This window comes from Streptomyces sp. NPDC048254 (assembly GCF_043201895.1).
Lineage (GTDB): Bacteria > Actinomycetota > Actinomycetes > Streptomycetales > Streptomycetaceae > Streptomyces.
The window spans coordinates 348,165-373,589 of the sequence record NZ_JBICZJ010000003.1 but is presented as its reverse complement, the minus strand read 5'-3'; the positions used below and the strand labels follow the sequence as shown (position 1 = coordinate 373,589).

Below are 25,425 nucleotides of genomic sequence, written 5' to 3'. Positions count from 1 at the left end.
CAGCAGATGGGATCTGTTGACTCTCAGGCTTTCGGCGCTTGCGCGGTCGACCCCCTGACGACCAGCTCCGGCTCGAACAGCAGCTCCTCCGCCGGGACGACCGTGCCGCCGATCTGAGCGTTCAGCAGCTCGACGGCGGCCCGGCCCATGGCCTCGATGGGCTGGCGGACGGTGGTGAGCGGGGGTTCGGTGCAGTTCATGAACGCGGAGTCGTCGTAGCCGACGACGGACACCTGGGACGGGACGTCCAGGCCCTTGCGACGGGCCGCCCTGATCGCTCCCAGCGCCAGGGGGTCGCTGGCGCAGATGATCCCGGTGACGCCCTGGTCGATGAGGCGCGTGGCGGCCGCGTGACCCCCTTCGATCGAGAACATGGCCCGGGCGACGCTCGCGTCCGGGAGGTCGCCCATCGTGCGCGCGGCGGCCAGCTTGCGGGCCGACGGCATGTGGTCGGCGGGGCCGAGGACGAGTCCGATCCGCTCGTGGCCGAGGGAGGCGAGGTGCCGCCAGGCCTGTTCCACCGCCACCGCGTCGTCGCAGGACACGGCGGGGAAACCGAGATGGTCGATGGCCGCGTTGATCAGCACCACCGGGATGTTGCGGTCGGCGAGCAGCCGGTAGTGGTCGTGCGGTGCGTCGGCCTGGGCGAACAGACCGCCGGCGAACACGACACCGGAGACCTGCTGTTGCAGCAGCAACTCCACGTAGTCCGCCTCGGAGACCCCGCCCTTGGTCTGGGTGCACAGCACCGGGGTGAGCCCGAGCTGGGCGAGCGCGCCGCCGATGACCTCGGCGAAGGCCGGGAAGATGGGGTTCTGCAGCTCGGGCAGGACCAGACCGACGAGCCGGGCACGCTCGCCGCGCAGCTGGGTGGGGCGCTCGTAGCCCAGGACGTCCAGGGCCGAGAGCACCGCCTGCCGGGTGGCCTCGGAGACCCCGGGCTTGCCGTTGAGTACCCGGCTGACCGTGGCCTCGCTGACCCCGACCTTCTTGGCCACTTCCGCAAGTCGTCGCGTCATGGACGCAAGCGTAGCGCAAGCTACGCAAGCAGTTTGCGTAAGCCTGGGGAGCCGGGGTCAGACACGGCTGCCGGTGGCCGTGTCCGCCGACAGCCGCTGGGCGACGTAGATGGGGACCACCGACAACAGCACGAGCACGGCCGCCACCACGTTCACCACCGGTGCCTGCTGAGGGCGGGTCATGTTGTCGTAGATCCACAGCGGGAGGGTCTGGACACCCGGCCCCGCGGTGAAGGTGGTGACCACGATCTCGTCGAAGGAGAGCGCGAAGGCGAGCAGGCCGCCCGCGAGCAGCGCCGAGCGCACCAGCGGGAAGGTGACGTCGGCGAAGGCCCGGAAGGTGTCGGCGCCCAGGTCGGCCGCCGCCTCCTCGTAGGTGCCCGAGGTACGGCGCAGCCGGGCGACGACGTTGTTGAAGACGATCACCACGCAGAAGGTGGCGTGTCCGACGACCACGGTGAACAGGCCGAGCCCGACGCCGAGCGGCTCAAGGACCGTGCTGAAGGCCGAGTTGAGGGCGATGCCGGTGACGATGCCGGGCAGGGCGATCGGCAGGACGACCACGAAGGAGAGGGCGTTCCGGCCGAAGAAGCGGTACCGGGCGACCGCGAAGGCGATCAGCGTGCCGAGCACCAGGGCGATCGCGGTGGCGCCGAGCCCGGCCTTCACCGAGGTCCACAGGGCCGCGCGGGCACCGGAGCTGCGCCAGGCGACCGACCACCAGTGGGTGGTCAGGCCGGGCGGCGGCCAGCTCGCGCTGCGGTCGGGGTTCAGGGAGTTGACGAGGACCAGCAGCAACGGCACGTAGATCACCGCGAAGCCGAACCCGGCGGCGACACGCACCGCGATCCGCGCGGAACGGGAGAGTTGCACGGCGGGCTCCTCTACAGGCTGCTCAGCGCGCCCGTGCGGCGCATCGCGAGCAGGTACAGCACGATGACGACGACCGGGACGGTGGCGAGCGCGGCGGCCATGGGCAGGTTGAGTTCGATGTTGGCGTAGACGAGGTTGCCGATGAGCTGGGTCTTGCCGCCGACGATCTGCACGGTGATGTAGTCGCCGAGGCTGAGCGAGAAGGTGAACACCGATCCGGCGGCGACCGACGGCAGCACCATCGGCAGCACCACGGAACGGAGGGTCCGCCCGGCGCGGGCGCCGAGGTCCGCGGAGGCGTCCAGCAGGTTGTCGGGCAGCTGCTCCAGCGCGGTGTGGACCGGCAGGATCATGTAGGGCAGCCACAGGTAGGTCAGGGTCAGCACGGTGGCCGGCAGTCCGAAGCCCGGCCCGCTCAGCCCAAGGGGCTTCAGCAGCCAGTCGGCGAGGCCGCCCTCGGACAGGATCAGCCGCCAGGCGTACACCTTGACCAGGTAACTCGCCCACAGCGGGGTGAGGATGGCGACCACCAGGAGCGGACGCCGACTCGGCCTGGCCACCCGGGCGGTGTAGAGGGCGACCGGGAAGGCGATCACCGCGCAGAGGGCGGTCACCGCGAGGGCGACGCCGACGCTGCGCAGGATCACCTGCCGGAACACCGGTGTCGTGAACAGCTCGTGGAAGTTGTCGGTCGACCAGACCTTGACGACCTCGGAGGTGAAGGAGTCCGTCGTCCAGAACGCGGAGACGAACAGCACGGCCAGCGAGCCGAGGTAGAGCACGGCCAGCCACAGCAGGGGGGCGGTCAGCAGCAGGGCGAGGCGGAGCCGGGGGCGCCGGTGCAGCGCCCCCGCGGTCCGGGTGAGCAGGGCCATGGGTCAGCCCTTGATCTCGGTCCAGGCCTGCACCCACTTCGCGTACGGCACGCACTTGACGTCGGTACGGCCGTCCAGGCACTGCTCGATGGGCGTGTTCCAGAAGGCGATGTTCTTCCAGTAGCTCTCGTCGGCCGCGTGGTAGGTGGCGCAGAAGTTCTTGTCGCTGGTCAGGTCGCAGGCCTTGGCGTTGGCCGGGGCCTCGCCGAAGTACTCGGCGACCTCCGCGTTCACCTTCGGGGAGACGATCCAGTCGAGCCATTTGTACGCGCAGGTGGGGTGCTTGGCCTTGGCGGAGACCATCCAGGTGTCGGACCAGCCGGTCGAACCCTCCTTGGGCACGAAGGCCTTGACCTTGGCGCCGTCGTCGGCGGCCAGGTTGGCGATGACCTGCCAGCTGGTGCCGATGACGGAGTCGCCGCTCTTGAAGGCGGAGATCTCCTTGAGGTAGTCGCTCCAGTACTCGCCGATGTCCGCGTTCTGCTTCTTCAGCAGGGCGACGGCCGCGTCGAACTGCTTCTGGTCGAGCGCGTAGGGGTCCTTGATCTTCAACTCCGGCTTGGTGGCCTTGAGGTACAGGGCCGCGTCGGCGATGTAGATCGGCGAGTCGTAGGCGGTGACATGGCCCTGGTACTTCCCCGCGTCGTCGAAGACGGCCGACCAGGAGGTGGGCGCGGGACTGACCTTCTGGGTGTTGTACATCAGCAGGTTGGCGCCGCGGCCGTGCGGGATGCCGTACATCTGGCCCTTGACCGAGTTCCAGGCGCCGTTCTTCAGGCCGCTGAAGACGTCCTTGTAGTTCGGTACGAGCTTGGTGTTGACCGGGGCCGCGTCGCCGGAGGCGATCAGGCGCAGGGAGGCGTCGCCGGAGGCGGAGACGGCGTCGTACTGGCCGGTCTTCATCAGCTTGACCATCTCGTCGGAGCTGGCGGCGACCTTGGAGTTGACCTGGCAGCCGGTCTGCTTCTCGAAGTCGGTGACCCAGTCCACCTTGGGGTCGTCGGAGCCGTCCTCGACGTAGCCGGCCCAGGCGATCAGGTTGACCTCGCCCTCGCTCTTGCCGAGCTTGGCGAGGGGCTTGAGGTCGGGCGGGTTGAGCCCGGTGGAAGAGCCGGAGCCGGAGGAGCCGCAGGCGGTGGCGGCCAGCAGCAGCGCGACGACGGCGGCCGCGGTGCGGGGACGGGGGAGGCGCACGACGTACTCCAGAGGTGAGGGACGGCGGGTCAGTCGGGGACGTGGACGGTGTGCCGGCGCTGCCAGCGCAGCCGGACGCGGGTGCCGCGGTAGGCGGCGACGTCCTCGGCGGAGGTGTCGAGGTTCTGCTGGAGCGCGGTGAGCCGGCCGCCGCCGTCCAGGTCGACCAGGAAGCGGGTGGCGTCGCCGAGGTAGACCACCTCGGCGACGGTGCCGACGGCGTCGGCGTGGTCGGGTTCGCCCGGGCCCGCCGTCTCCGTCAGGACCCGGATCTTCTCGGGCCGGATGCTGTGGGTGCCGCTCTCGCCGAGCACCCGCCGGGCGGTGTCGCCGGTGAGCAGGTTGGAGGTGCCGACGAAGGAGGCGACGAAGGCGGTGGCGGGGCGTTCGTAGATCTCGGCGGGGGTGCCGACCTGTTCGATACGGCCCTGGTGGAAGACGGCGACGCGGTCGCTCATCGTCAGGGCCTCCTCCTGGTCGTGGGTGACGAAGACGAAGGTGATGCCCACCTCCCGCTGCAGGGCCTTGAGTTCGAGCTGCATCTGCTCGCGCAGCTTGAGGTCGAGGGCGCCGAGGGGCTCGTCGAGCAGCAGGACGCGGGGGCGTCCGACGAGGGCGCGGGCGAGGGCGACGCGCTGGCGCTGGCCGCCGGAGAGCTGGGCGGGGCGGCGGCCGCCGAAGCCGTCCAGGCGGACCTCGGCGAGGGCCTTGCGGGCGCGGACCAGGCGTTCGGCCTTGGCGACCCGGCGGACCTTGAGGGAGTAGGCGACGTTCTGCTCGACGTTCATGTGCGGGAACAGGGCGTAGTCCTGGAAGACCGTGTGCACGTCCCGTTCGAAGGGGGCCCGGCGGGTGACGTCCTGTCCCGCGAGTTCGACCACGCCCGAGGTGGGGCTCTCGAAGCCGGCGATCAGGCGCAGGACGGTGGTCTTGCCGGAGCCGGACGGGCCGAGCATCGAGAAGAACTCGCCGTCGCGGATCTCCAGGTCGACTCCTGCCACGGCGCTGGTCTCGCCGAACGACTTCCGCAGATCCCGCAACCGGATCGCGCTGGCCTCCATGGGCGGGAACCTTTCTGGTGCTCTCTGGCGTTGCACGTGGTGAACGGAAAGATATGAAGTCATAGTTCAAAGCTCAAGACCCTTCTGAGGTAAAGCTTGGGTCAACGCATAGGGTGGTGGGCCGTGGAACAGCAGCAGACGGACGGCGGCGCCCGAAAGGCCGTCTTCGCCCGGGTGGACAGCGGGGCCCGGGTGGACGCCGTCGTACGCCGGATCGGCGACGCCATCGAGCTCGGACTGCTCGCCGACGGCGAGCAGCTGCCCGGCGAGACGGAGCTGGCCGGACAGCTCGGGGTGTCCACGGTGACCCTGCGGGAAGCGCTGATGGCGCTGCGCCAGCAGGGCCTGGTCGTCACCCGCAGGGGCCGCGGCGGCGGCAGCTTCGTCTCCCTGCCGGACACACCCGGCCGGGAGCGGCTCATGGAGCGGCTGCGCGGCTGGAGCCCCGAGGAGCTGCGCGATCTCGGCGACCACTGGGCGGCCCTGTCCGGCACCGCCGCGCACCTCGCCGCACAGCGCACCGAGGACCACGACCTGGACCAGCTCCGCCGGACCACCGGGGAGTTGCGCAAGGCGCGGGACACGTCGGCGCGTTGCCGGCTGTACGGCCGCTTCCACGTGGAACTGGCCGCCGCCGCCCAGTCGGCCCGGCTCACCCGGGAACAGGTCGCGCTCCAGACGGAGGTCGGGGCGCTGCTGTGCCTTGTGCTCGGCGACGACGAATATCGTGAAGAGGTGGCGGACCGTCACCGGTCCGTAATCTCGGCCGTGCAGGATGGGGCGGACGCATCGGCCAGGGAGCTGGCCGAGCGGTGCGTGCGGGACTCGACGGCGCGGCTCATCGCCCTGCGGCTGACCCTGTAGCCGCGCCGCGCCCGCTCCCCCGTCCGCCGGAGGGCAGCATGAGCCGCGGCACCGTCCCCGCCACTCCTGCGACCAGGACGCCGGCCGCCGCCGAGGAGTACGCGGCCGAGCGGGTCGGCCACGCCCTGGAGGCGGTGTTCGACGCCGTCGCGCAGACCCGCGCCGACACCGCCGCGCTGCTGGCCCGGGTGGCCGCCCAGGGCCGCCGGCCGGTGACCGCGGACCTCGCCGCACTGCGCCCCGGGCTCCATCTGCGCCTGCTGCGGCAGGAGTTGGTCTCCGGTGTCGGCTTCGTGGCGGCGCCCGGACTGCTGGGCGACGTGCCGGCCTGGCTGGAGTGGTGGCAGAGCGACGCCGGCGGGGACGTACGGCCCCTGCTCCTCGACCTCGACCCGCGCACCTCGGCCTACTCCGACTACACGCACTGGGACTGGTTCACGCTGCCCCGGGACACCGGGCGGCGGGCGGTCGCCGGGCCGTACGTCGACTACCTCTGCTCGGACGAGTACAGCCTCACCCTGTCCGCACCGGTGGAACGGGCGGGCCGCTTCCTGGGCGTGGCCGCCGCCGACGTGTATCTACGGCACTTCGAGGCGGCCGCGCTGCCCCTGCTGCGGGCGCTGCCCGGACCCGCCCGGCTGGTCAACGCGCGCGGCCGGGTGGCGGCGTCGGCGGACCCGGCGCAGCTGGCCGGCTCGCTGACCAAGGGGCCGGACTTCGCGGCCGTGCTGGAGAGCGGGCGGCCGGCCACGTTCGGCGCGCTGCGGTTGGTGCCCTGCCGGGGCGTGCCGCTCGTCCTGGTGGTGGCCCCGGCGTGAGCCGGGACCCGCGTCCGGGCGGCTGACGCCGGCGGGTGCGGGCCGGAGCCGGTGCGGGCGTCCGGCCCGGCGCCGTCGGCGACCTGAACGCCGACGGTGCCGGGTCAGGCGTCGGGGGCGGGGACCACGGTCAGATGGGCGCCCAGGCCGCCGGGCCGGCGGGCGCGGCGCGGGGCGGCGGGACGGGGAGTGGCGCGCAGCACCAGGGTGTAACGCGCGTAGCCCATGTCATGAAGGGTCCTGGCGGTCTCGCCGACCACCCGGCACTCGGTGGCGCCCAGCATGGGGTCCGGGTGCAGCACCGGCCGGACGGCCCCGTCGAGCCGGGCGCCCTCCTCGCCGACCGCGCGCAGCCAGTGCGGCAGACCGTACCGGAAGGCGGCCTCCATGATCGGGTCCTGGGCGATCTCCCGGCGGATCGACTGGAGTTCGTGGTCGTGGGCGTACCGCTCCAGGGTGGTCTTGAACTGGGCCAGCATCGGCAGGCACCAGCCCGACTCGTGCGCGCCGAGCACCGAGCCGGCGTCCGGGTGGAACAGGACGAACCGGAGGAAGTTGTCCCCCGGCATGGCGGTGGGATGCGGGCCGACCCCCCGGAAAAGTGTCTCGAACGCGCCGTTGGCCAGCACCACGTCCCAGCGGTGATCCACCACCAGGGACGGGAAAGGGACCGCGTCCAGCAGCAACGCGTAGTCCTGGAGATATGCCTGGGCCTCAAGACTTTCGGGGACGGGCCGCGGCGCCGGCCGCCGCCCACCTGCCTGATATGCCATCGGGAGGTCACCCCTCTTGCCTATGCGGCCTTCTCGCGGCGATGTGATCCTGCTGCCCCACCCTGAGGCATGTCAACTATCGTGGCATTTCATGCCTGTTGACGGCCGAAATTGGCCACAGTTGTGGCGACACCTGGATGTGAGTTCGAACGACCCGCTAATCTCCGGGGGGTTCACGCCGGGCGATCCACGGCGACCGCCTGTGCGAAGCCCCTGATTCCTCTGAGAGACGTAGGAGTTCTGTCGGTGACGGAAGGCTACGAGGATCCGGGCGCCACGGCGACCGCCCAGCTGCCGGCCGTCGTCTCCCGCGTCACCGCGCTCGCCGACCGGCTCGGCGTGGCGTACGCCGAGGTCTACGACGTCGGACGGCTCTCCCACGCCTGCGGTGTCCCCGAGTCCGTGGTCAAGGCCCTGCTCAGCGGCCGGCCCGCGGGCGAACCCGATGTCCAGGAACGCTTCCTGCAACGCCTCGACCTGCTGCGCCGCACCCGCCTCAAGCCCAACGGCCGCAAGCACACCCAGCAGGAGATCGCGGACGGCGCGGGCATGTCCCGGCAGCAGGCCGGTGCCCTGCTCAACGGCGACCGGCGGCCGACCATGGAGCACTGCGACGCCCTCCAGCGCTTCTTCCGGGTGCACGCCGGATTCCTCACCGCCGCGGACCCCGAGGCGCTGGCCGGTGCCCTCCAGCGCGTCGAGCAGGAGCTGCTGCAGAAGCTGGCCGACCGGGAGCGGGCGGCGGCCGAGGTCGCGGCGGACCCCCTGGAGCGGCTGTTGCAGGACCACGGGGTGCGCGGGATCGCCTGGCGGGCCGCCCAGCTGCCCACCGACCAGCACCGGGACAAGGTCGCGGAATGGCTGGACATGCTCCTGGAAAGTGTCAAGCGGCCCGGGTAGTGAGCTGAGGGGAACAGGAGAAGATGGCCATCGACAGGGACATGCGCCGGCTGAGCGGCAAGCTGGTCGGGGAGCTGACCCTGCCCGCGCCCGCCCCGCCGCAGGAGCTGTACCGGGCGCTGTGCGACGCGATGGGCCGCCGCCGCGGCCGCCCGGTCCTGTTCCGTACGGCCGTCTTCCCGCCCGGCACGGCCAGCGGGCTCTGGCTCGACCTGGCCGACCGCGACCTGGTCGTGGTCGAGGAACGCACCGCTCCCGACCACCAGTTGGTGATCCTCGGCCACGAGCTGTGGCACATGCACGCCGACCACCACGGCCATGACGTCGAAGGAGTCGCGGTGGCGGCACGGCTCATCGACGAAGGCACGGGCCACGGCGCGGTCACCGACCGGGCCGCGGTCCAGGCCGCCGTCCGGCGGGTGGCCGCCCGTACCCGCTTCGACCAGGCCGAGGAACGGGACGCGGAAACCTTCGGGCTGCTGCTGGCCAGCAAGTGCCGGACCTGGCTCGCGGGTTCGGCCCTGCGCGGCCCGGTGCGGCGGCACGACGTGGCGGGGCGCATCGAGGCCTCGCTGGGCTATCCGGGGAAGTGAAGCCGGGCCGGCCGGATTCCGTGCGGGCCGGGCGACGAGACGTTCCCTCAGGAGGGCTCGCGGTGCGGTTCCGCGTCGGCTGAGCGGGCGAACCGAGGCGTAGCGGGCAGGCGTTGTCAGTGGCGGACGGCAAGCTGGTGGGTGCGCACCGCACACGCGGTGCGGCCGCGCCGTCCGGGCGCGTGACCGTGACGACCGACGGGGAGAGCCGAGCCATGCCCACCGCCGTACTGACCGACCGTGAGCGATCCGCCGTCCAGGCCTATCTGCGGCTGCTGCACACCGTCCGCGCGGCCTTCGACGGACCGCCGGACGGCGCTCGCCCCTTCGTGGTCCCGCCGGCCGTGCTCGCCGAGGCCGAGGAGGCCCTGGCCCGGGCCGGACTCGCCGGCAACGAGGAGGCGTTCTTCCGCCTGCTGCACGACTGGTGCCCACCCACCTGAGCCCGCGGAGCACGACCGGGGCACGGTCAGGGGTGCGGCACCACCACGGCCGAGGTCAGCATGCCGTGCCCCACGCTCCAGCGCCCCTCGAAGACCTGCAGCCTCTCGCCGCCGACCTGGGGGCCGGGGACCAGCAGGCGGGCGTGCAGGGTGCCGTGCGGCCGCGCGCCGGGCTCCGGGACAAGCTCGATGTCGGCCTCCATGAAGTCCAGCCACTTCCCGGTGAGGGGGAACCACGCCTTGTAGACGGATTCCTTGGCGCTGAACAGCAGGCGGTCCCAGTGCACGCCGGGCCGCTCGGCCACGAGCCGGCGCAGCCGCTCCTGCTCCGAGGGCAGCAGGACGGACTCCGCGACGCCCTCGGGCAGCGGGGCGTGCGGTTCGGCGTCGATGCCGAGGGAGGCCAGGTCGGTGGCGCGGACCAGGGCGGCGGCGCAGTAGCCCTCGCAGTGGGTCATGCTGCCGACCAGCCCGTCCGGCCAGCGCGGGGCGCCGCGCTCGCCGCTCACGACGGGCTGCGGCGGGACCCCGAGCTTCTCCATGGCGCGCCGGGCGCAGGCGCGCACGGCGGAGAACTCGCGGCGGCGCTTGGGCACGGCCCGGGCGACGAGCGCCGCCTCCTCGGGGTAGAGGGGGGCTTCGCGGATCGCCTCGTCACCGAGCATCTCCACGGCCACCACCGAGTCCGGGAGCAGCTCCTCGATCACCGGTTCCTACCTCCATCGGCAGAATACGGCGCAGCTTGCCCGGGGGCTGGGAGCGCTTGCGCCACTCGCGGGGGTATCCCACGGAGACCTCTTCGAAGCGGACGCCGTCGTGCCAGGTGGTCCGGGGGATGTGCAGATGACCGTAGACCATGGTGTCGACGCGGAACCGGCGGTGCCAGTCGGCGGTGCGGGTGGTGCCGCACCACATGGCGAACTCGGGGTACCACAGGACGTCCATGGGGTGCCGGTCCAGCGGGTAGTGGCCCGCCAGCACGGTCGGCAGGTCCTCGGGCAGCTCGGCGAGCCGGCGCTCGGTGGCCTCGACCCGGGCCCGGCACCAGTCCTCGCGGGTCGGGTAGGGGTCGGGGTGCAGCAGGTACTCGTCGTTGCAGACGATGCCGGTGCCGTGCGCGTACGCGAGGCCCTCTTCCTTGGTGGCGCAGCCGGCCGGCAGGAAGGAGTAGTCGTACAGGAGGAAGAGCGGTGCGACGACGACCGGGCCGCCCGGGCCCTCCCAGACGGGATAGGGGTCCTCGGGGCTGACCACGCCGAGTTCCCGGCAGAGGTCGACGAGATGCTCGTAGCGGGCGACGCCGCGCAGGGTGACCGGATCCTTGGGATGGGTCCACAGGTCGTGGTTGCCCGGGGCCCACAGCACCTTGCCGAAGCGGTCGGCGAAGGTCTCCAGGACCCAGCGGATGTCGGCGACGGTCTCCGCGACGTCGCCGGCCACGATCAGCCAGTCGTCATCCGTCTCGGGGCGCATCTTCTCGACGAGCTCGCGGTTCTCCGGATACGAGATGTGCAGGTCGCTGATGGCCAGCAGCTGCCCGGCACCGGCCGTGGACTCCACCCCGTACCCCTTCCGATCATGTCGTCACCACCCACCTCAACACATGACGGGTCGACGGAACAAGGGGACTTGTCGGCCTGTCGGCGGGCATTCGCCGGCCAACCCTCGGCGGTTCGCCGGGCCGGTGCCGGTCAGTCAAGGAAACCGACGAGGACGGTGCAGGAAAACGCGCGTGGACAGTCCCGGGAAATCCGTAACACTGGCGTTGCACGCGAGGCCCCTTGAAAGCCGTATGATCCCCCCAACACCACCGCCACGAACTTCCCTTCGTCCAGGGCGGTTTGGTGACCCTCCAACCACCCTGCCCGGGCACGGGCCCGCTGAGCCCTGCCCAAAAACCCCGGAAGGCGGCATTAATGCGCTCTCGCGTACGCGTCTGGCTCAACCGCACGTACGCGGAGAACGTGTTCTTCATGGATCAGCTGCGGAAAAATCCCAGCGACCGGGCGGTCGAGATCCATGCGACGCACGGTGACGCCGACTCCCCCGTGCTGGCCGCCGCCGACACCGCCGACCTGGAGCCGGAGGGCCTCTCCCCGGCCGCCTACGTCGAGTACGCGCTCGACCAGTGCCAGCGCCGTGGCATCGATGTCTTCGTGCCCCGGCTGCACCAGTCGGCGATCGTCGCCCACCGGGCCGACTTCGAGGCGGTCGGTACGGCCCTGCTGGCGCCGACGCCGGAGGGCACGGCGGTCTTCGAGGACAAGGCGACCGCGTACGAGGCCGTCGCCTCGGTCGGGGTCCCGGTGCCGCCGTGGTGGCGGGTCCGCACGGCGGACGAACTGGTCGCCGCGGTCGAGAAGCTGGAGACCGACGGGCACAAGGCCTGCTTCAAGCCGGCCGCCGGTGCGGGTGGTGTGGGCTTCCGCGTGATCACACGCGCCCCCTTCTCGCTCTTCCACCTCAACGGGTTCCCGGGACCGTACGTCCAGCTCGACCTGGTCGTCGACGCGTTGCGGCGGGCCGACCAGCCGGTGGACTGGCTGGTGATGCCGCGGCTGGAGGAGCCGGAGGTGTCCGTGGACTGCCTCACCGGGCCCGACAACCGGATCCGGCTGGCGGTGGGCCGCACGAAGAAGGGCCGCCGCCGCGGTTTCACCCTGGACGAGCGGTGGCTGAAGCCGGCCAGGCTGATCGCGGAGGGTTTCGGGCTGCACTACCTGTCCAACATCCAGTTCCGGATGTACGGCGACGAACCCGTGCTGCTCGACGTCAACACACGTCCCGCCGGGGGGTTGCACCAGCTGTCACTCTGTGGGGTCAACGCGCCGTGGGCAGCCGTGCAGCTGGCGCTGGGCGAGGACCCCGGGGTGATCGAGCCGCCGTTCCTGGGGCAGGACTACGCGGTGGTGTCGGGGCCGAGGCATGTGTTGCCGTCCGCGCCGGTGGCGCGGGAGGAGGCCGACGTGGTGTTGGCGCCGGCGTTGCCCATGGAAGTGGAGTCGGTGGACGCCGGCGCCGCGGTGATGCCGCTCTAGGTTGTCGGCCGGGTGCGGGTCGTGTGTGGTTGCTCGCGCAGTTCCTCGCGCCCCTGGGTCGGTCATCTCACCGGTATGGACCAATTCACGCACGCGTCCTTGACAGGTGGATTGGTCCATACCAACTTTGTTGCGCACCCCCTTGCACCTTCGTGCAACTCCCGAACACCCCCATTCCATGAGGGAGATCGCGTGCGCAACTCGCTCAGACGTTCCAGACGTCGGATACTCGCACTGCTCGGGTCCGCCGCCCTCGCGCTCGCCGGGGCCATCGCGCTTCCCGGTACCGCACAGGCGGCCAACGTCCTCTCCAACCCCGGCTTCGAGTCGGGGAGCCTCTCGCCCTGGTCCTGCACCGGGAACCTGGGCTCGGTCGTCTCCTCCCCCGTGCACGGCGGGTCCAAGGCCCTCGCGGGGGCCGTGAGTTCCAGTGACACCGCCCAGTGCACGCAGACCGTCGCCGTGCAGCCCAACACCACGTACTCGCTCAGCGGCTGGGTCCGCGGCTCGTACGTCTACCTCGGGGTCACCGGCGGCTCCTCCACCTGGACCAGCTCGCCGTCCCAGTACAGCCAGCTGAGCGTCTCCTTCACCACCGGTGCCTCGCAGACCAGCGCCCAGATCTACGTCCACGGCTGGTACGCGCAGGGCACCTACTACGCCGACGACATCAGCCTCGACGGGCCCGGCGGCAGCTCCGACACCCAGGCGCCCACCGCGCCCACGAACCTCACCTCCACCGGGAAGACCTCGTCCAGCGTGTCGCTGTCGTGGTCGGCCGCGACGGACAACGTCGGGGTGGCGGCGTACGACATCTACCGCGGGTCGACCCTGGCGACGAGCGTCTCCGGGACCTCCGGCACGGTGAGCGGGCTGTCGGCCAGTACGGCGTACACGTTCACGGTGAAGGCGCGGGACGCGGCCGGGAACGTGTCGGCCGCCTCCAACTCCGTGTCCGTGACCACCGACGCGGGCAGCGGCGGCGGGACCGGCTTCAAGCAGGCCGCGCCCTACCTCTTCGAGGGCTGGGGCGATCCGCCGAGCCCCTCGACCGTGATGAGCGCGACCGGCATCAAGTCGTTCACCATGGCGTTCGTGCTGGACTCGGGCGGCTGCACCCCGGCCTGGGACGGCAGCCGGGCGCTGACCGGCGGTGTCGACCAGACGGCGATCAACCAGATCAAGGCGGCCGGCGGTGACATCACCCCGTCGTTCGGCGGCTGGCAGGGCAGCAAGCTCGGCGCCAACTGCTCCTCCGCCAGCGCGCTGGCCGGGGCGATCCAGAAGGTGATCGACGCCTACGGTCTCAAATCCGTCGACATGGACATCGAGAACACCGACGAGTTCGAGAACGAGGCCGTGCAGGCGAAGATCCTGACAGCCCTGAAGACGGTCAAGGCCAACAACCCCGGCCTGAGGACGATCGTCACCTTCGGCACCTCCACCACCGGGCCGACGTACTACGGCAACCGGCTCATCGAGCAGGCCCAGTCGCTCGGCGCGAACATCGACGTCTTCACGATCATGCCGTTCGACTTCGGCGGCGGCGCCGACATGTACGGCAACACCGTGGCGGCGGCCGAGGGGCTGAAGACCAAGCTGAAGTCCACCTTCGGGTGGGACGACGCGACGGCCTACGCGCACATCGGGATCTCCGGCATGAACGGTCTGTCGGACCAGCAGGAGACCACGACCCCGGCGATCTGGACGCAGATCAAGGACTGGGGGAACTCGCACCACATCGCCCGGCTCGCGTTCTGGGCCGTGAACCGGGACCGCGGCTGCGCGGGCGGTGGCGTGGTGAGCAACTGCTCCGGGATCAGCCAGAGCAACTGGCAGTTCACCTCGATCACGGCCGGCTTCACCGGCTGAGCATCGGCAGCGGTGGCGTGGGGGTGCCTAGACCGGGTACCCCCACGCCTTCGCTATCTCGGCGAGCCGGGGCGGGAGTTCGGCGGTGGGGTCGGCCTGGCGCGCGGCCTGGATACGGCCGGACTTGATCTCGCTGCTCCAGTCGCCGAGCTTCGGCTTGAAGGTGCCGTGGTCCTGCCTGCCGTAGTCGAGCATGCCGCTCTCCCACGGGACGCCCAGATACGCGCACAGGCCGCGGGTGACCCGTTCCGGTTCGGCGGTGAGGTCCTCGTAGGTGATCACATGGGCGCCGGGGAGCTGCTGCCGGGCCTCTTCCAGCTTCTCGGCGTAGCTCAGGACCTCGGCGCGGATCCCCTCGTGGTCGGGGTCGGCGCGGCGGCTGGTCAGGGACTGGATGACGGCGCCGGGGTGGCGCAGCAGCAGGACGAATCGGGCGTCGGGCCAACATCGGTGCAGCCGGGGCCAGATGAGGGTGTTGGGCGGCGTCTTGTCGACGATGACGTCCTTGCCGCTGCGGCTGAGCTCCAGGTGCAGCACCCGGTCCCACAGGACGTGCTCCAGCTCCTCGCGGTCGAGGGCGAGCTCCTTCATGGCGTCCGCGGTGAAATCCCGGGACATCCGGACGTGGACCGTGCGCAGATGCATCTCGTGCGGGGCACGGATGCGGCTGTGGCTGTTCAGCAGGACCCGCAGCAGCGTGGAGCCGGAGCGCACCGAGGAGAGGACGAAGACCGGGGCCTCCACCAGACGCGGGGCGCGCGGGGCCACGTAACCCTTGGCGGGCCGCGGCCCGGCCGGACGCTGCGTCGGGATCGCGTCCAGGGTCTTGCGCGGAGGACTCACCGCCTGCGCCATGAGCCGTCCCCGGCGCTTGAGCCCCTTGGCGATCGCTGACATTCGCGGGTCTCGCACGGTGATGCCTTTCTCTCGTCCCTGCCGTTCCGCATCCCAGGCGTGGCAGGCGAACTCAAGATGTCCAAGAGGCGAACCAGAGGGGTCACGGCGGCCTGAAAAGCCGCCGTGACCAGCCGACTTACCGTTCTCTTAATTCTTCATATGAGAATTCCCGACCTTTGGCACCAAAGCGGCACGGAACTGGATCAGAACCGGCCGGAACCCCGGTACAGCTCCAGCTCCCCGTCCAGCTCGACGGCGAGGACCGTCGCGTACGGGTCGAGGTCGGCCGCGGCCGGCGGGTCGATCCACAGCACGCCGACCGCCTCGTGCAGCCCGCCGACGACACGGTGGGCGAGTTCGGTGCCGGTACCGAGCACGCTGACCTTCCGGACCGGGGTGACCAGGCCGCGGACCCCGATCTCGGCGCGCGGGACGTCGTACAGGGTGAGGTAGAGGGTGCGGCCGTCGGCGGAGAGGGTGCTCGGCCCGTAGTGGTGCCCGGCCGGCAGCCCGCGGACCGTGCCGTACACGGCCTCGGCGTGTCTCCGGATCCACTCCCCCAGGCCTTCGAGGCGCTCGACCTGCGGCTGCGGAATGGTGCCGTCCTCCATCGGGCCGACGTCCAGGAGGAGATTGCCGCCACCGCCGATGGTCTCGGTGAAGTAGCGGATCAGCTGGCTGAGCGACTTGTGGTGGTGGTCGTGGTGCTGGAAGCCCCACGAGTCGTTGATGGTGAGGCACAGCTCCCAGGGCCCGGCGGGGGGTTCGACGGGTACGCCCTGTTCCGGTGTCGCGTAGTCGCCCTCACCGAGCATCCGGGCGTTGAAGACGACGTGCGGTGAGTAGGAGCGGATGAGCGCGGCGAGTTCCCTGATCCGCCACTGCTCCTCGCTGCGTTCCCACTCGCCGTCGAACCACATCAGGTCGGGCCGGTAGCGGGAGGCCAACTCACGTATCTGGCCGTCACGGTAGGCGATGAACCGCTCCCAGGCATCGAGGTCCTCGTCCTCGGCCGAGCACTCGGAGTACCGGTTGTCCTCCTGCTCGGGCGGGCGCCCCGGCTTGCGGGTGCTGGCGTAGTCGGGGTGGTTCCAGTCGGAGTGCGAGTAGTAGAGCCCGACCCTGAGGCCCTGTTCACGGAGGGCGTCGGCGTATCCGGCCAGGTAGTCCCTGCCGAGGTTGAGATCGCCGAACTCGGTGTCCCACAGCGCCACTCCGTCGTGGTGACGGCTGGTGAGCACGGCGTACCTGGCGCCGGCGCGGGCGAACAGGTCGGCCCAGGCGCGCGGGTCGTACTTCGCTCCGGTGAAGCGGGCGAGCTGGGACATGTACTGGTCGTGCGACACGATGTCGTCGTAGAACGACCAGGACTCCTGGACACCGTCGACGGCGTAGATCCCCCAGTGGACGAAGATCCCCAACTTGGCGTCGGCGAACCACGGTTGCATGGGCACGGCTGAACTCCCGTCAGGTACAAGGTCAGTTGGGGGATGCAGGGGGCGGGCCCGGCGCACGACCGCCGGGCCCGCCTCCCGGGCTACTGGCCGGAGCCCGCCCGCTGCAGACGGAGCGTCAGGATCTGGAAGGGCCGCAGCGCCACGGCGACCGTGTCCCCTTCGGTGTCCGCCGTCTCCAGGGGCCGCTCCAGCAGGTCGGTCACCTGGGCGCCGGCGAGCGGGAAGCCGGTGCGCAGCACGCCCTCGGCACGGCCGCCGCGCGACTCGTAGAGCCGGACCACGACATCGCCGGAGGCGTCGTCGGCGAGCTTGACCGCCTCGATGGTCACGCCCGCGCCGGATACGGAGACGACCGGCTCCGGCGCGCCCGCCGCATCGGCCACCCGGAGCGGGAGATTGAGGGCGTAGCCCGCGGCGACCGCGTCCTCGATGCTCGCGCCGGGAAGGAGGGAGTAGGTGAAGCGGTGGCGGCCCTGGTCGGCGCCCGGGTCCGGGACGCGCGGGGCACGGACCAGGGAGAGGCGGACCGTGGTGGTCGTACCTCCGTCCTCGCGGACCGTGCGGGAGACGTCGTGGCCGTAGGTCGAGTCGTTGATGACGGCGACGCCGTAGCCGGGCTCGGCGAGGTGCACCCAGCGGTGGCCGGGGACCTCGAAGCGGGCCGCCTCCCAGGTGGTGTTGGTGTGCGTGGGCCGCTGGACATGGCCGAACTGGATCTCGGCGGAGGAGTGCGCGGCGCGGATGTCCACGGGGAACCCGGCCTTGAGGAACTTCTCGGCCTCGTGCCAGTCGATGTCCGTCTCGAAGTCGATGCGCGGGCTGCCCGCGCGGACGGTGATCGTCTGGGTGATCTTCGAGCCGTTGCCGAAGGCGCGGGTGACGCGGATCGCGCCGAGCAGCGGGTCCTCGTCGACGACCGTGATCTCCGAGGGGTCCAGCAGGTCCGTGTAGCGGTTCTTGTAGTGCTTGTCGACGTCCCAGGCGTCCCAGTAGTTGGGAAGGTCGGTGTGCAGGCGGAGCAGGTTGCCCTGGCCGGCGAGGACCTCGCGGTCGGCCCGGAGGTCGCGGACGGACGACAGCGTGCCGTCCTCCGCGATCTCCACGCGCACCAGGCCGTTGTCGAGCACCCGGCCGACGACGGTCACCGGCCGCGGAGCCTCGGCGTCACCCGTCAGCGGCGCGCTGCCGCTCGCCGGCACCGCCACGTACACCGGCGTGCCCGCGCCGTCGCGGACGACCTCGGCGCGGTCGTAGGGGCTGGTGTTGAAGACCCGGGCGGTGCCGCCGCCGAGCGCGGTGACCGCTTCCGCGGTGAGCGCCTCCAGCTCCTGGGCGACACGGGCGTACTCGGCCTCGGCCTCGCGGTGCACCCAGGCGATCGAGGAGCCCGGCAGGATGTCGTGGAACTGGTGGAGCAGGACCGTCTTCCAGAGCCGGTCCAGCTTCTCGTGCGGGTAGCGGTAGCCGGGTGCGTGCAGCGCGGCCGTCGTGGCCCACAGCTCGGCCTCGCGCAGCTTGTGCTCGCTGCGCCGGTTACCCTGCTTGGTGCGGGCCTGCGAGGTGTAGGTGGCGCGGTGCAGCTCCAGGTAGAGCTCGCCGACCCAGACGGGGGCGTCCTCGTACTCGGCGCGGGCCTTGGCGAAGAAGGCGTCCGGGTGCTCGACCTCGACCTTCGGGGAGCCCTCCAGGTCCTTGAGGCGGCGCGCCCGTTCCATGATCTCGCGGGTGGGGCCGCCACCGCCGTCGCCCCAGCCGAACGGCGCCAGCGAGCGGGTGGCGCCGCCCTTCTCGGCGTAGTTGCGGACCGCGCGGGACATCTCCTCGCCGCTGAAGCGGGCGTTGTAGGTGTCGACGGGCGGGAAGTGCGTGAAGATGCGGGTGCCGTCGATGCCCTCCCACCAGAAGGTGTGGTGGGGGAACTTGTTGGTCTGGTTCCAGGAGATCTTCTGGGTGAGGAACCACTCGTTGCCGGCGAGCTTGGCGATCTGCGGGTAGGCCGCGTTGTAGCCGAAGGAGTCCGGCAGCCACACCCCCTTGGTCTCGACCCCGAAGTGCTCCATGAAGAACCGCTTGCCGTGGACGAACTGGCGGGCGACCGCCTCGCCGCCCGGCAGGTTGCCGTCGGACTCCACCCACATGCCGCCGACCGGCGCCCACTGGCCCTTCTTGACCGACTCCTGGATCCGGGCCCAGACCTGCGGGTAGTTGTCGCGCACCCACTCGTACTGCTGGGCCTGGGAGCAGGCGAAGACGAACTCCTCGTACTCCTCGGCAAGGGAGGTGACGTTGGAGAAGGTCCGGGACGTCTTGCGCTTGGTCTCGCGGATCGGCCAGAGCCAGGCCGAGTCGATGTGCGCGTGGCCGACGCCGGAGATGCGGTGGGCGCTGGCGTTCGCGGGCTTCGACAGTGCGGGCTTCAGGGCCTCGCGCACGGCGGCGGCCGAGCCGGCGATGTCGTCCAGGTCGAGCAGGTCCATCGCGTGGTCGAGGGCGTGCGCGATCTCGTGGCGGCGCGGGTCGTGCTCGCCCAGCTCCAGCATCAGCTCGCGCAGGACCTGGACGTCCAGGTCGAGGTGGAAGACCTCCTCGTCCAGGACGGCGATGTCGGCGCGCCTGAAGGTGTAGAGCGGCTTGTCGCCGGCCGTCAGCACGTCGCCGAGCGGGGTCGGCGCCGCGAAGTCGTTGGCGAGGATGTCAGGGTTGGAGGCGGCCTCGACCAGGTAGTCGATCACCTCGCCGCCGGTCGCCGGGTTCGCGATCCGCACGTACTGGTTGAGCGGGTTGACCGCCTTCAGCGGGGTCCCGTCGGTCAGGTGGACCAGGGCCTCGGCCTGGTTGCCCGGCCAGTCGCCGACGAAGCCGAGGTCGATGACGGCCTCGACCCGGCGGCCCGCGAACGCCTCGGGCACCTGGCCGTGCATCCGGAACCAGGTGGTGCCCCAGGGCGGGCCCCACGGGGTGTCCATGGCGAACGGCTCGTACGCGGCGGCCGCGGCCTCCTCGAAGGGCACCGGCTCCCCGGGGGCCTGCCAGGCGGACACCTCGAAGGGGACGGTGGCCGCGTAGATCGCGGGCTTGATGCGCTGGTTGTGGAGGCGCTCTACGCGCTCCTCGATCCGGCGGCGTTCGTCGTGCATGGGAAGTCTCCAGAAGAGGGATGGAAAGCGCTTTCCGAGCGGCTGGTCACTTAAGATACGCGAGGCCGGGGTGGACCTCGCTGTACCCCTCCACCAGCCGGCGGGCCACGTTCACCGAGTCGACCAGCGGGTGCAGCGCGAACGCCTTCACGGCCGTCGTACGGGAGCCGGACTCGGCGGCGGCGAGCACCTCGCGCTCGACGGCCTTGACCGCGCAGACAAGACCGGTGGCGTGGTCGGGCAGGGGGGCGACGGCGACCGGGTGGGCGCCGTTGGCGTCGACCAGGCAGGGCACCTCGATGACGGCCTCGCCGTCGAGGACCGAGAGGGTCCCGCCGTTGCGGACGTTGAGGATCAGGGTGGTGCGCTCGTCGCGGGCGATGGCCCGCATCAGGGCCAGGGCGACCTTCTCGTAGCCGCCGGAGAGGTCGTCGGCGTCGCGTTCGCCGGCGCCGGCCGTCTCCCGGTTCTCCGACATGTAGGTGGCCTCGCGCTCGGCGCGGGTGCGGTCCCAGACGTCCAGGGCCCTGGCACCCGGGTCGGTGACCGCCTCGTAGAAGTGCGCCTGCTGGTCGCGCAGGAAGGCGCCGCGGGTCTTCTCGGCCTGCTGGTAGGCGCGGACGGCCTCGCGGTTGAAGTAGTAGTAGTGCAGGTACTCGTTGGGGATGGCGCCGAGGGACTGGAGCCAGTCGACGCCGAAGAGCTTGCCCTCCTCGAAGGAGCCGAGCAGATCGGGGTCGGCGAGCAGGCGCGGGAGTTCGTCGCGTCCTGCGACGCGCAGGCCGCGCACCCAGCCGAGGTGGTTGAGGCCGACGTAGTCGATCCAGGCCTCGCGCGGGTCGGCGCCGAGCACCCGGGCGATACGGCGGCCGAGGCCGACCGGGGAGTCGCAGATGCCGATGACGCGGTCGCCGAGGTGCCGGGACATGGCCTCGGTGACCAGTCCGGCGGGGTTGGTGAAGTTGATGACCCAGGCGTCGGGGGCGAGGCGGGCCACCCGGCGGGCGATGTCGACGGCGACCGGGACGGTCCGCAGGCCGTAGGCGATGCCGCCGGCGCCGACCGTCTCCTGACCGAGGACGCCCTCGGCGAGGGCCACCCGCTCGTCGTCGGCCCTGCCCTCCAGGCCGCCGACGCGGATCGCGGAGAAGACGAAGTCGGCGCCGGTGAGGGCCGCGTCCAGGTCGGTCGTGGCGGTCACGGCGGGGGCGTCGGGGACGCCGGCCGCCTGTTCGGCCAGGACCCGCGCGACAGCGGACAGCCGGCCGGAGTCGAGGTCGTGCAGCACGACCTCGGTGACCCGCCCCTCGGCCCGGTCCGTCAGCAGTGCGCCGTACACGAGCGGCACGCGGAACCCGCCGCCGCCCAGAATCGTCAGTTTCACGGTTGAGCCTTTCCTGCCAGGACCACCTCGACACCGGCCTCCTCCAGGGCGGCTCGGGTCGCCGGATCCGCCGGCGCGTTGGTCACCACCATGTCCAGGTCCCCGGGACCGCAGACCTTCGCCATGCCCGTGCCCGGGAACTTGGCGGCATCGGCGAGCAGCACGACCTTGTCGCTCGCCCCGATCATGGCGCGCTTGACCGGCACCTCCACGACCGTCGTGTCCATCACCTGCCCGCCCGGGCGCACCCCGCTGGTCCCGAGGAACAGCCAGTCGGCGTGCAGCTGGCGCAGGTTGTCCTCGGTGAGGAACCCGACCAGGGAGCGGTACTCGCGGCGCAGCATGCCGCCGAGCAGCACCAGTTCGATGCCCTCGTCGTCGGCGAGCTCCTCGTAGACCACCAGGTTGCTGGTGATGACGGTGAGGCGGCGGCCGTGCAGCTGGCGGGCCAGCCGGTAGGCGGTGGTGCCGATGTCCAGGAGGACCGACTGGCCGTCCGCGACCAGGGCCGCCGCGCGCGCCGCTATGGCGTCCTTCTCCGCGATCCGCACCTCGGCGACCTCGGCGAAGGGCTGGTCGCCCTCGTCGGCGACAGCACCGCCGTGGACCCGCGTCAGCAGCCCCTCCTCCTCCAGTTTCAGCAGGTCACGCCGGATGGTGGCGGGGCTCACACCCAGTTGCTCGGAGAGATCGGTCACGGCCGCGGGGCCGCCCGAGCGCAGGGCCCGCAGGATGAGTTGGTGTCGTCGTTCTGCCAGCACTCGCCGAACACTACTCGTCATCTTCAATCATTTCCATGCTCAGTTCTGCTCGGGTATTGACCAATCTCGCGCGGCAGCGCACGATTCCGGTCATCGAAATTGACGAGTTTTGACGAGAGGGTGGCGTGTGGACGACGACATGCCCGATGTGCTGCTGACCGGGCTGCTCTTCTACGACCTCGTCCTCACGGGGCTCGGGAAGCCGCCGACACCGGGCGAGGAGATCTGGACGGCCGGCATGGGCTGCGGCCCCGGCGGCATCGCCAACCTCGCGGTGGCCGCGTCCCGCTTCGGCCTGCGCACCTCGCTGGCCACGGTCTTCGGGGACGACTTCTACGGCGCCTACTGCCAGGAGGTCCTCGCCGGGCAGGAAGGCGTCGACCTCTCCCTCTCCCGGGTCGCGGACGACTGGCCCACCCCGGTCACCGTCGCCCTGGCCCACGGTCAGGACCGCGCCCTGGTCACCCACGGCTCGGAACCGCCCTACTCGCAGGACGTGCTGATGGGCGACCCGCCCGAGGCCCGCACCGCCCTCGTGCACATCGAGGCCGAACCCCGCGAGTGGATCGCCAAGGCCGCCGCGAACGGCACCCGTATCTACGCCGACGTCGGCTGGGACCCCACCCAGCAGTGGTCCCGTGACCTCCTGGACCACCTCGCCCTGTGTCATGCCTTCCTCCCGAACGAGACCGAGGCGATGGCCTACACCCGCACCGACAGCCCGGTCGCGGCCCTCGGCACCCTCGCCGAACTGGTCCCGGTGGCCGTGGTGACCCGCGGCGGGGACGGCGCGGTGGCCGTCGACCAGACCACCGGCGAGTTCGCGGAGGTCCCGGCCCTCGCCGTGGACGTCCTCGACGCGACGGGCGCCGGCGACGTCTTCGGGGCGAGCTTCGTCACCGCCTCGCTCGGCGGCTGGCCGCTGGACGAACGGCTGCGGTTCGCCGTACTCGCCGCCGGTCTCTCCGTCGGCCACCACGGCGGGGCACTGGCGGCCCCCGGCTGGTACGGCGTCGACCGCTGGTGGCGCTCGCTCACCGACCCCGACCTGAAACGCGCCTACGGGTTCCTCACCGACCGACTGCCGGCCGACCCCGGCCCGCCGGTCCGGCACGCACCCGTCACACCCCCCGCAGGGCAGTTCTGAGCCCCCACACCCCCCACGCTCCAAGTGAAAGTCCCGAACAGATCCGAAAGATCCGAAAGGCGGTGGGAGCTGTGTGGCTCTCACGTAGAGGCCTGCTGCGCGCGGGCCTGGCCGGTACGGCCGCCACGGCGCTCGACGGCCTGACATCCGGCTGTGCCGTTCCGACCGGTTCCACCGGCCGGAACATGGTCCTGTGGTACTGGGACGGCGGCCTCGGCGACACGGTCATCAAGAACGCCAAGGCCCGCTACGACGCGAACGTCGATCTGCAGGCCATCAAGATCGGCGGCTACTACCGGTCGAAGCTGCTCACCACCATGACCGGCCGGGCCCACATCCCGGACATCGCGGGCCTCAAGGGCGAGGACATGGCGTCCTACCTGCCCAACGCGAACCAGTTCGTGGACCTGCGCACGCTGGGCGCGGACAAGTACCGGAGCCAGTACCTGCCCTGGAAGTGGGACCAGGGCATCGCCGACGACGGCACCATGGTCGGCTTCCCCATCGACTGCGGCCCGGTCGCGCACTTCTACCAGTACCAGGTCTTCCAGAAGGCCGGACTGCCCTACGAACCCGACGACGTCTCCGCCGGGTTGAACACCTGGGAGAAGTTCTTCGCCGCCGGCGAGCAGCTGAAGAAGCGGATCCCGGGGACCTGTCTGCTCTCCGACGTCAACGCGGTCTTCGAGAACGTGGTGCAGCAGGGCAGCCGGCGGTACGTCGACAAGGACCGGCACTTCATCGGCGACCAGGACCACGTCCGCCGGGCCTGGGCGCTGGCCGTGGAGGCGAAACAGCGGGGGATCGTCTCGGACCTGGTCAGCGGCACGCCGGACCAGCTGTCCGCGCTCCAGGACGGCAAGCTGCCCAGCCAGCTGAGCGCCTCCTGGGCCACCAACGACATCAAGACCGGCGTACCGAAGACCAAGGGCAGATGGCGGGTGGCCCAGATGCCGGTACGGCCGTCCAACAACGGCGGTTCGTTCCTGTCGATCACCAAGGAGTGCCGCGAGCCCGAGCAGGCGTTCCGGATCATCACCTGGATGCTGAACGCCGCCAACCAAGCACAGGGCTTCGTGGACGCGGGACTCTTCCCGTCCACCCCCGCGTCGTACGACCTGAAGACCCTGCGCGCGCCCGACCCCTTCTTCGGCGGCCAGGTGACGATGGACGTCTTCGGGCCCGCCGCGCAGAAGATCGCGGTCGCCTACAACAGCCCGTTCGACGTGGCGCTCTCACAGCCCCTCAAGGACGAGATCAAGAACGTCGGCGTCCTCGGCAAGAACCCCGAGCAGGCCTGGAAGGACGCCATGAGCAAGTGCCGGCGCATCGCCAAGCACCTGGGGGTGAGCTACTGATGGCCACCGCACTGGAGAAGCCCACGGCGGCCGTGGAACAGACCGCCACGGCCGGTCCCCGTACGGGATTTCGCAAGTACTGGCACCTCTACGCCGCGATCTCCCCCTTCTACCTCCTCTTCCTCTGCTTCGGCCTGATCCCGGTCGGCTTCTCGCTCTACGTCTCCCTGCACCGCTGGGACGGCCTCGGCTCGATGGAGTGGGCGGGCCTGTCGCAGTACCAGTACCTGCTGAGCGACACCGACTTCTGGACCGCGGTCGGGAACACGATCGTCATCTGGGCGCTCGCCACCTTCCCCATGATCTTCCTGGCGATGGTGACGGCCGTGATGCTCAACTCGGCGGTCCGCTTCAAGAACGTCTACCGCTTCGCCTACTTCCTGCCGAACGTCACCTCGGTGGTCGCGATCGCGATCATCTTCGGTTCGGTGTTCTCCACCAACTTCGGCCTGGTGAACGCCTTTCTGCAGGCGGTCGGTCTCGACCAGGTCGCCTGGCTGAACACCCCGTGGGGCATCAAGATCGCCATCGCCACGCTGATGACCTGGCAGTGGACCGGCTACAACGCGATCATCTTCCTCGCCGGACTCCAGACGGTCCCCGGCGAACTGTACGAAGCGGCCCGGATGGACGGCGCCGGGCCGGTGCAGACCTTCTTCCGGATCACGCTGCCGATGATGCGGCCCGTGCTGCTGTTCGTGCTCGTCGTGTCGACCGTCACCGGTCTGCAGAGCTTCTCCGAACCGCAGGTCCTGCTGCAGACCACCTCCAACGACTCGACGTTCGCGGGCGGTCCGGGCCACGCCGGCCAGACCATGGTCCTCTACTTCTTCCAGCAGACCTTCGACAACAACGACTTCGGCTACGGCGCCGCCGTGGCCTGGGGCATCTTCCTCGTCGTCATCATCTTCTCGATCATCAACTGGCGCCTGGTGCAGCGCCGGGGCGAAGACTAGGGAGG

23 protein-coding genes are annotated in these 25,425 nt (G+C 70.8%); 10 read left to right on the top strand and 13 right to left on the bottom strand.

Going from position 1 to position 25,425, the window contains the following annotated elements; genetic code table 11:
• Positions 1-23: 23 nt before the first annotated feature.
• From ACGFZQ_RS11375 to ACGFZQ_RS11355, 5 genes are read right to left on the bottom strand one after another with little or no spacing between them, the layout of a single operon-like run.
• Complete coding sequence (locus ACGFZQ_RS11375) at positions 24-1,019, bottom strand: LacI family DNA-binding transcriptional regulator (protein ID WP_351711573.1); 996 nt, start codon at positions 1,017-1,019, stop codon at positions 24-26.
• Between the two features lie 57 nt (positions 1,020-1,076).
• Positions 1,077-1,892 carry an ABC transporter permease gene (locus ACGFZQ_RS11370; protein WP_393840129.1) on the bottom strand — a complete coding sequence of 272 codons (816 nt, stop codon included), beginning with the start codon at positions 1,890-1,892 and terminating at the stop codon, positions 1,077-1,079.
• An 11-nt stretch (positions 1,893-1,903) separates the two neighbouring features.
• A complete protein-coding gene (locus tag ACGFZQ_RS11365) occupies positions 1,904-2,767 on the bottom strand; it encodes an ABC transporter permease (protein WP_393840128.1) in 864 nt (287 codons plus the stop codon).
• A gap of 3 nt (positions 2,768-2,770) precedes the next feature.
• On the bottom strand, positions 2,771-3,961 hold the full coding sequence (locus tag ACGFZQ_RS11360; RefSeq protein WP_393840127.1) for an ABC transporter substrate-binding protein: 1,191 nt from the start codon (positions 3,959-3,961) through the stop codon (positions 2,771-2,773).
• Positions 3,962-3,990: 29 nt separating this feature from the next.
• Positions 3,991-5,022: an ABC transporter ATP-binding protein gene (locus ACGFZQ_RS11355; RefSeq protein WP_393840126.1), complete on the bottom strand. Its 1,032-nt coding sequence runs from the start codon at positions 5,020-5,022 to the stop codon at positions 3,991-3,993.
• Between the two features lie 123 nt (positions 5,023-5,145).
• Between ACGFZQ_RS11355 and ACGFZQ_RS11350 the strand changes: the two genes are divergently transcribed.
• Together ACGFZQ_RS11350 and ACGFZQ_RS11345 are read left to right on the top strand one after the other, a co-directional pair.
• Entirely contained in the window at positions 5,146-5,886 is a 741-nt protein-coding gene (locus tag ACGFZQ_RS11350; RefSeq protein ID WP_382531335.1) for a FadR/GntR family transcriptional regulator, read from the top strand.
• 38 nt (positions 5,887-5,924) lie between these two features.
• The gene (locus ACGFZQ_RS11345) at positions 5,925-6,704 is read left to right on the top strand and encodes a hypothetical protein (protein ID WP_351730761.1); all 780 of its coding nucleotides are present in this window, start codon (positions 5,925-5,927) and stop codon (positions 6,702-6,704) included.
• Between the two features lie 104 nt (positions 6,705-6,808).
• On the opposite strand, the gene ACGFZQ_RS11340 is transcribed toward ACGFZQ_RS11345, so the two are convergent.
• The gene (locus ACGFZQ_RS11340) at positions 6,809-7,477 is read right to left on the bottom strand and encodes a hypothetical protein (protein ID WP_351730758.1); all 669 of its coding nucleotides are present in this window, start codon (positions 7,475-7,477) and stop codon (positions 6,809-6,811) included.
• A 246-nt stretch (positions 7,478-7,723) separates the two neighbouring features.
• Here ACGFZQ_RS11340 and ACGFZQ_RS11335 point away from each other — a divergent pair, with 246 nt between their 5' ends.
• From ACGFZQ_RS11335 to ACGFZQ_RS11325, 3 genes are all read left to right on the top strand, one after another.
• On the top strand, positions 7,724-8,377 hold the full coding sequence (locus ACGFZQ_RS11335) for a helix-turn-helix domain-containing protein (protein WP_393840125.1): 654 nt from the start codon (positions 7,724-7,726) through the stop codon (positions 8,375-8,377).
• Between the two features lie 23 nt (positions 8,378-8,400).
• A complete protein-coding gene (locus ACGFZQ_RS11330; protein WP_393840124.1) occupies positions 8,401-8,970 on the top strand; it encodes a toxin-antitoxin system, toxin component in 570 nt (189 codons plus the stop codon).
• A 215-nt stretch (positions 8,971-9,185) separates the two neighbouring features.
• The gene (locus ACGFZQ_RS11325; RefSeq protein ID WP_382531332.1) at positions 9,186-9,413 is read left to right on the top strand and encodes a hypothetical protein; all 228 of its coding nucleotides are present in this window, start codon (positions 9,186-9,188) and stop codon (positions 9,411-9,413) included.
• Between the two features lie 26 nt (positions 9,414-9,439).
• Here the strand turns inward: ACGFZQ_RS11325 and ACGFZQ_RS11320 are convergent, their stop codons facing one another.
• Positions 9,440-10,120: a 4'-phosphopantetheinyl transferase gene (locus ACGFZQ_RS11320; RefSeq protein WP_393840123.1), complete on the bottom strand. Its 681-nt coding sequence runs from the start codon at positions 10,118-10,120 to the stop codon at positions 9,440-9,442.
• Positions 10,068-10,973 (bottom strand): metallophosphoesterase family protein, encoded by a 906-nt coding sequence (locus ACGFZQ_RS11315; RefSeq protein ID WP_393840122.1) that lies wholly within the window; start codon positions 10,971-10,973, stop codon positions 10,068-10,070. Before ACGFZQ_RS11315 ends, ACGFZQ_RS11320 begins: the two co-directional genes overlap by 53 nt.
• 356 nt (positions 10,974-11,329) lie before the next feature.
• Between ACGFZQ_RS11315 and ACGFZQ_RS11310 the strand changes: the two genes are divergently transcribed.
• Positions 11,330-12,451, top strand: a complete 1,122-nt coding sequence (locus ACGFZQ_RS11310; protein ID WP_393840121.1) for an ATP-grasp domain-containing protein — start codon at positions 11,330-11,332, stop codon at positions 12,449-12,451.
• 192 nt (positions 12,452-12,643) lie between these two features.
• Positions 12,644-14,323 (top strand): carbohydrate binding domain-containing protein, encoded by a 1,680-nt coding sequence (locus ACGFZQ_RS11305; protein WP_393840120.1) that lies wholly within the window; start codon positions 12,644-12,646, stop codon positions 14,321-14,323.
• Positions 14,324-14,350: 27 nt separating this feature from the next.
• On the opposite strand, the gene ACGFZQ_RS11300 is transcribed toward ACGFZQ_RS11305, so the two are convergent.
• The 5 genes from ACGFZQ_RS11300 to ACGFZQ_RS11280 all read right to left on the bottom strand — a co-directional run bounded on the left by ACGFZQ_RS11300 (position 14,351) and on the right by ACGFZQ_RS11280 (position 21,959).
• Positions 14,351-15,220 (bottom strand): sulfotransferase family protein, encoded by an 870-nt coding sequence (locus tag ACGFZQ_RS11300; RefSeq protein WP_393840119.1) that lies wholly within the window; start codon positions 15,218-15,220, stop codon positions 14,351-14,353.
• Between the two features lie 203 nt (positions 15,221-15,423).
• The gene (locus tag ACGFZQ_RS11295) at positions 15,424-16,674 is read right to left on the bottom strand and encodes an alpha-L-fucosidase (protein WP_393840118.1); all 1,251 of its coding nucleotides are present in this window, start codon (positions 16,672-16,674) and stop codon (positions 15,424-15,426) included.
• 83 nt (positions 16,675-16,757) lie between these two features.
• Positions 16,758-19,814: an alpha-mannosidase gene (locus tag ACGFZQ_RS11290; RefSeq protein ID WP_393840117.1), complete on the bottom strand. Its 3,057-nt coding sequence runs from the start codon at positions 19,812-19,814 to the stop codon at positions 16,758-16,760.
• Positions 19,815-19,860: 46 nt separating this feature from the next.
• Positions 19,861-21,198 (bottom strand): 6-phospho-beta-glucosidase, encoded by a 1,338-nt coding sequence (locus ACGFZQ_RS11285; RefSeq protein WP_393840116.1) that lies wholly within the window; start codon positions 21,196-21,198, stop codon positions 19,861-19,863.
• Entirely contained in the window at positions 21,195-21,959 is a 765-nt protein-coding gene (locus ACGFZQ_RS11280) for a DeoR/GlpR family DNA-binding transcription regulator (RefSeq protein WP_393840115.1), read from the bottom strand. Before ACGFZQ_RS11280 ends, ACGFZQ_RS11285 begins: the two co-directional genes overlap by 4 nt.
• 127 nt (positions 21,960-22,086) lie before the next feature.
• Between ACGFZQ_RS11280 and ACGFZQ_RS11275 the strand changes: the two genes are divergently transcribed.
• From ACGFZQ_RS11275 to ACGFZQ_RS11265, 3 genes are all read left to right on the top strand, one after another.
• Entirely contained in the window at positions 22,087-23,106 is a 1,020-nt protein-coding gene (locus ACGFZQ_RS11275) for a carbohydrate kinase family protein (RefSeq protein ID WP_393840114.1), read from the top strand.
• 71 nt (positions 23,107-23,177) lie between these two features.
• Positions 23,178-24,464 (top strand): ABC transporter substrate-binding protein, encoded by a 1,287-nt coding sequence (locus ACGFZQ_RS11270; RefSeq protein WP_393840113.1) that lies wholly within the window; start codon positions 23,178-23,180, stop codon positions 24,462-24,464.
• On the top strand, positions 24,464-25,420 hold the full coding sequence (locus ACGFZQ_RS11265) for a carbohydrate ABC transporter permease (RefSeq protein ID WP_393840112.1): 957 nt from the start codon (positions 24,464-24,466) through the stop codon (positions 25,418-25,420). The genes ACGFZQ_RS11270 and ACGFZQ_RS11265 overlap by 1 nt, the downstream gene beginning before the upstream one ends.
• Positions 25,421-25,425: the final 5 nt, after the last annotated feature.

Coding starts and splice junctions, on each gene's coding strand:
- ACGFZQ_RS11375 (WP_351711573.1), bottom strand. CDS start 1,019: ATGACGCGACGACTTGCGGAAGTGGCCAAGAAGGTCGGGGTCAGCGAG.
- ACGFZQ_RS11365 (WP_393840128.1), bottom strand. CDS start 2,767: ATGGCCCTGCTCACCCGGACCGCGGGGGCGCTGCACCGGCGCCCCCGG.
- ACGFZQ_RS11355 (WP_393840126.1), bottom strand. CDS start 5,022: ATGGAGGCCAGCGCGATCCGGTTGCGGGATCTGCGGAAGTCGTTCGGC.
- ACGFZQ_RS11345 (WP_351730761.1), top strand. CDS start 5,925: ATGAGCCGCGGCACCGTCCCCGCCACTCCTGCGACCAGGACGCCGGCC.
- ACGFZQ_RS11340 (WP_351730758.1), bottom strand. CDS start 7,477: ATGGCATATCAGGCAGGTGGGCGGCGGCCGGCGCCGCGGCCCGTCCCC.
- ACGFZQ_RS11330 (WP_393840124.1), top strand. CDS start 8,401: ATGGCCATCGACAGGGACATGCGCCGGCTGAGCGGCAAGCTGGTCGGG.
- ACGFZQ_RS11325 (WP_382531332.1), top strand. CDS start 9,186: ATGCCCACCGCCGTACTGACCGACCGTGAGCGATCCGCCGTCCAGGCC.
- ACGFZQ_RS11310 (WP_393840121.1), top strand. CDS start 11,330: ATGCGCTCTCGCGTACGCGTCTGGCTCAACCGCACGTACGCGGAGAAC.
- ACGFZQ_RS11300 (WP_393840119.1), bottom strand. CDS start 15,220: ATGTCAGCGATCGCCAAGGGGCTCAAGCGCCGGGGACGGCTCATGGCG.
- ACGFZQ_RS11290 (WP_393840117.1), bottom strand. CDS start 19,814: ATGCACGACGAACGCCGCCGGATCGAGGAGCGCGTAGAGCGCCTCCAC.
- ACGFZQ_RS11265 (WP_393840112.1), top strand. CDS start 24,464: ATGGCCACCGCACTGGAGAAGCCCACGGCGGCCGTGGAACAGACCGCC.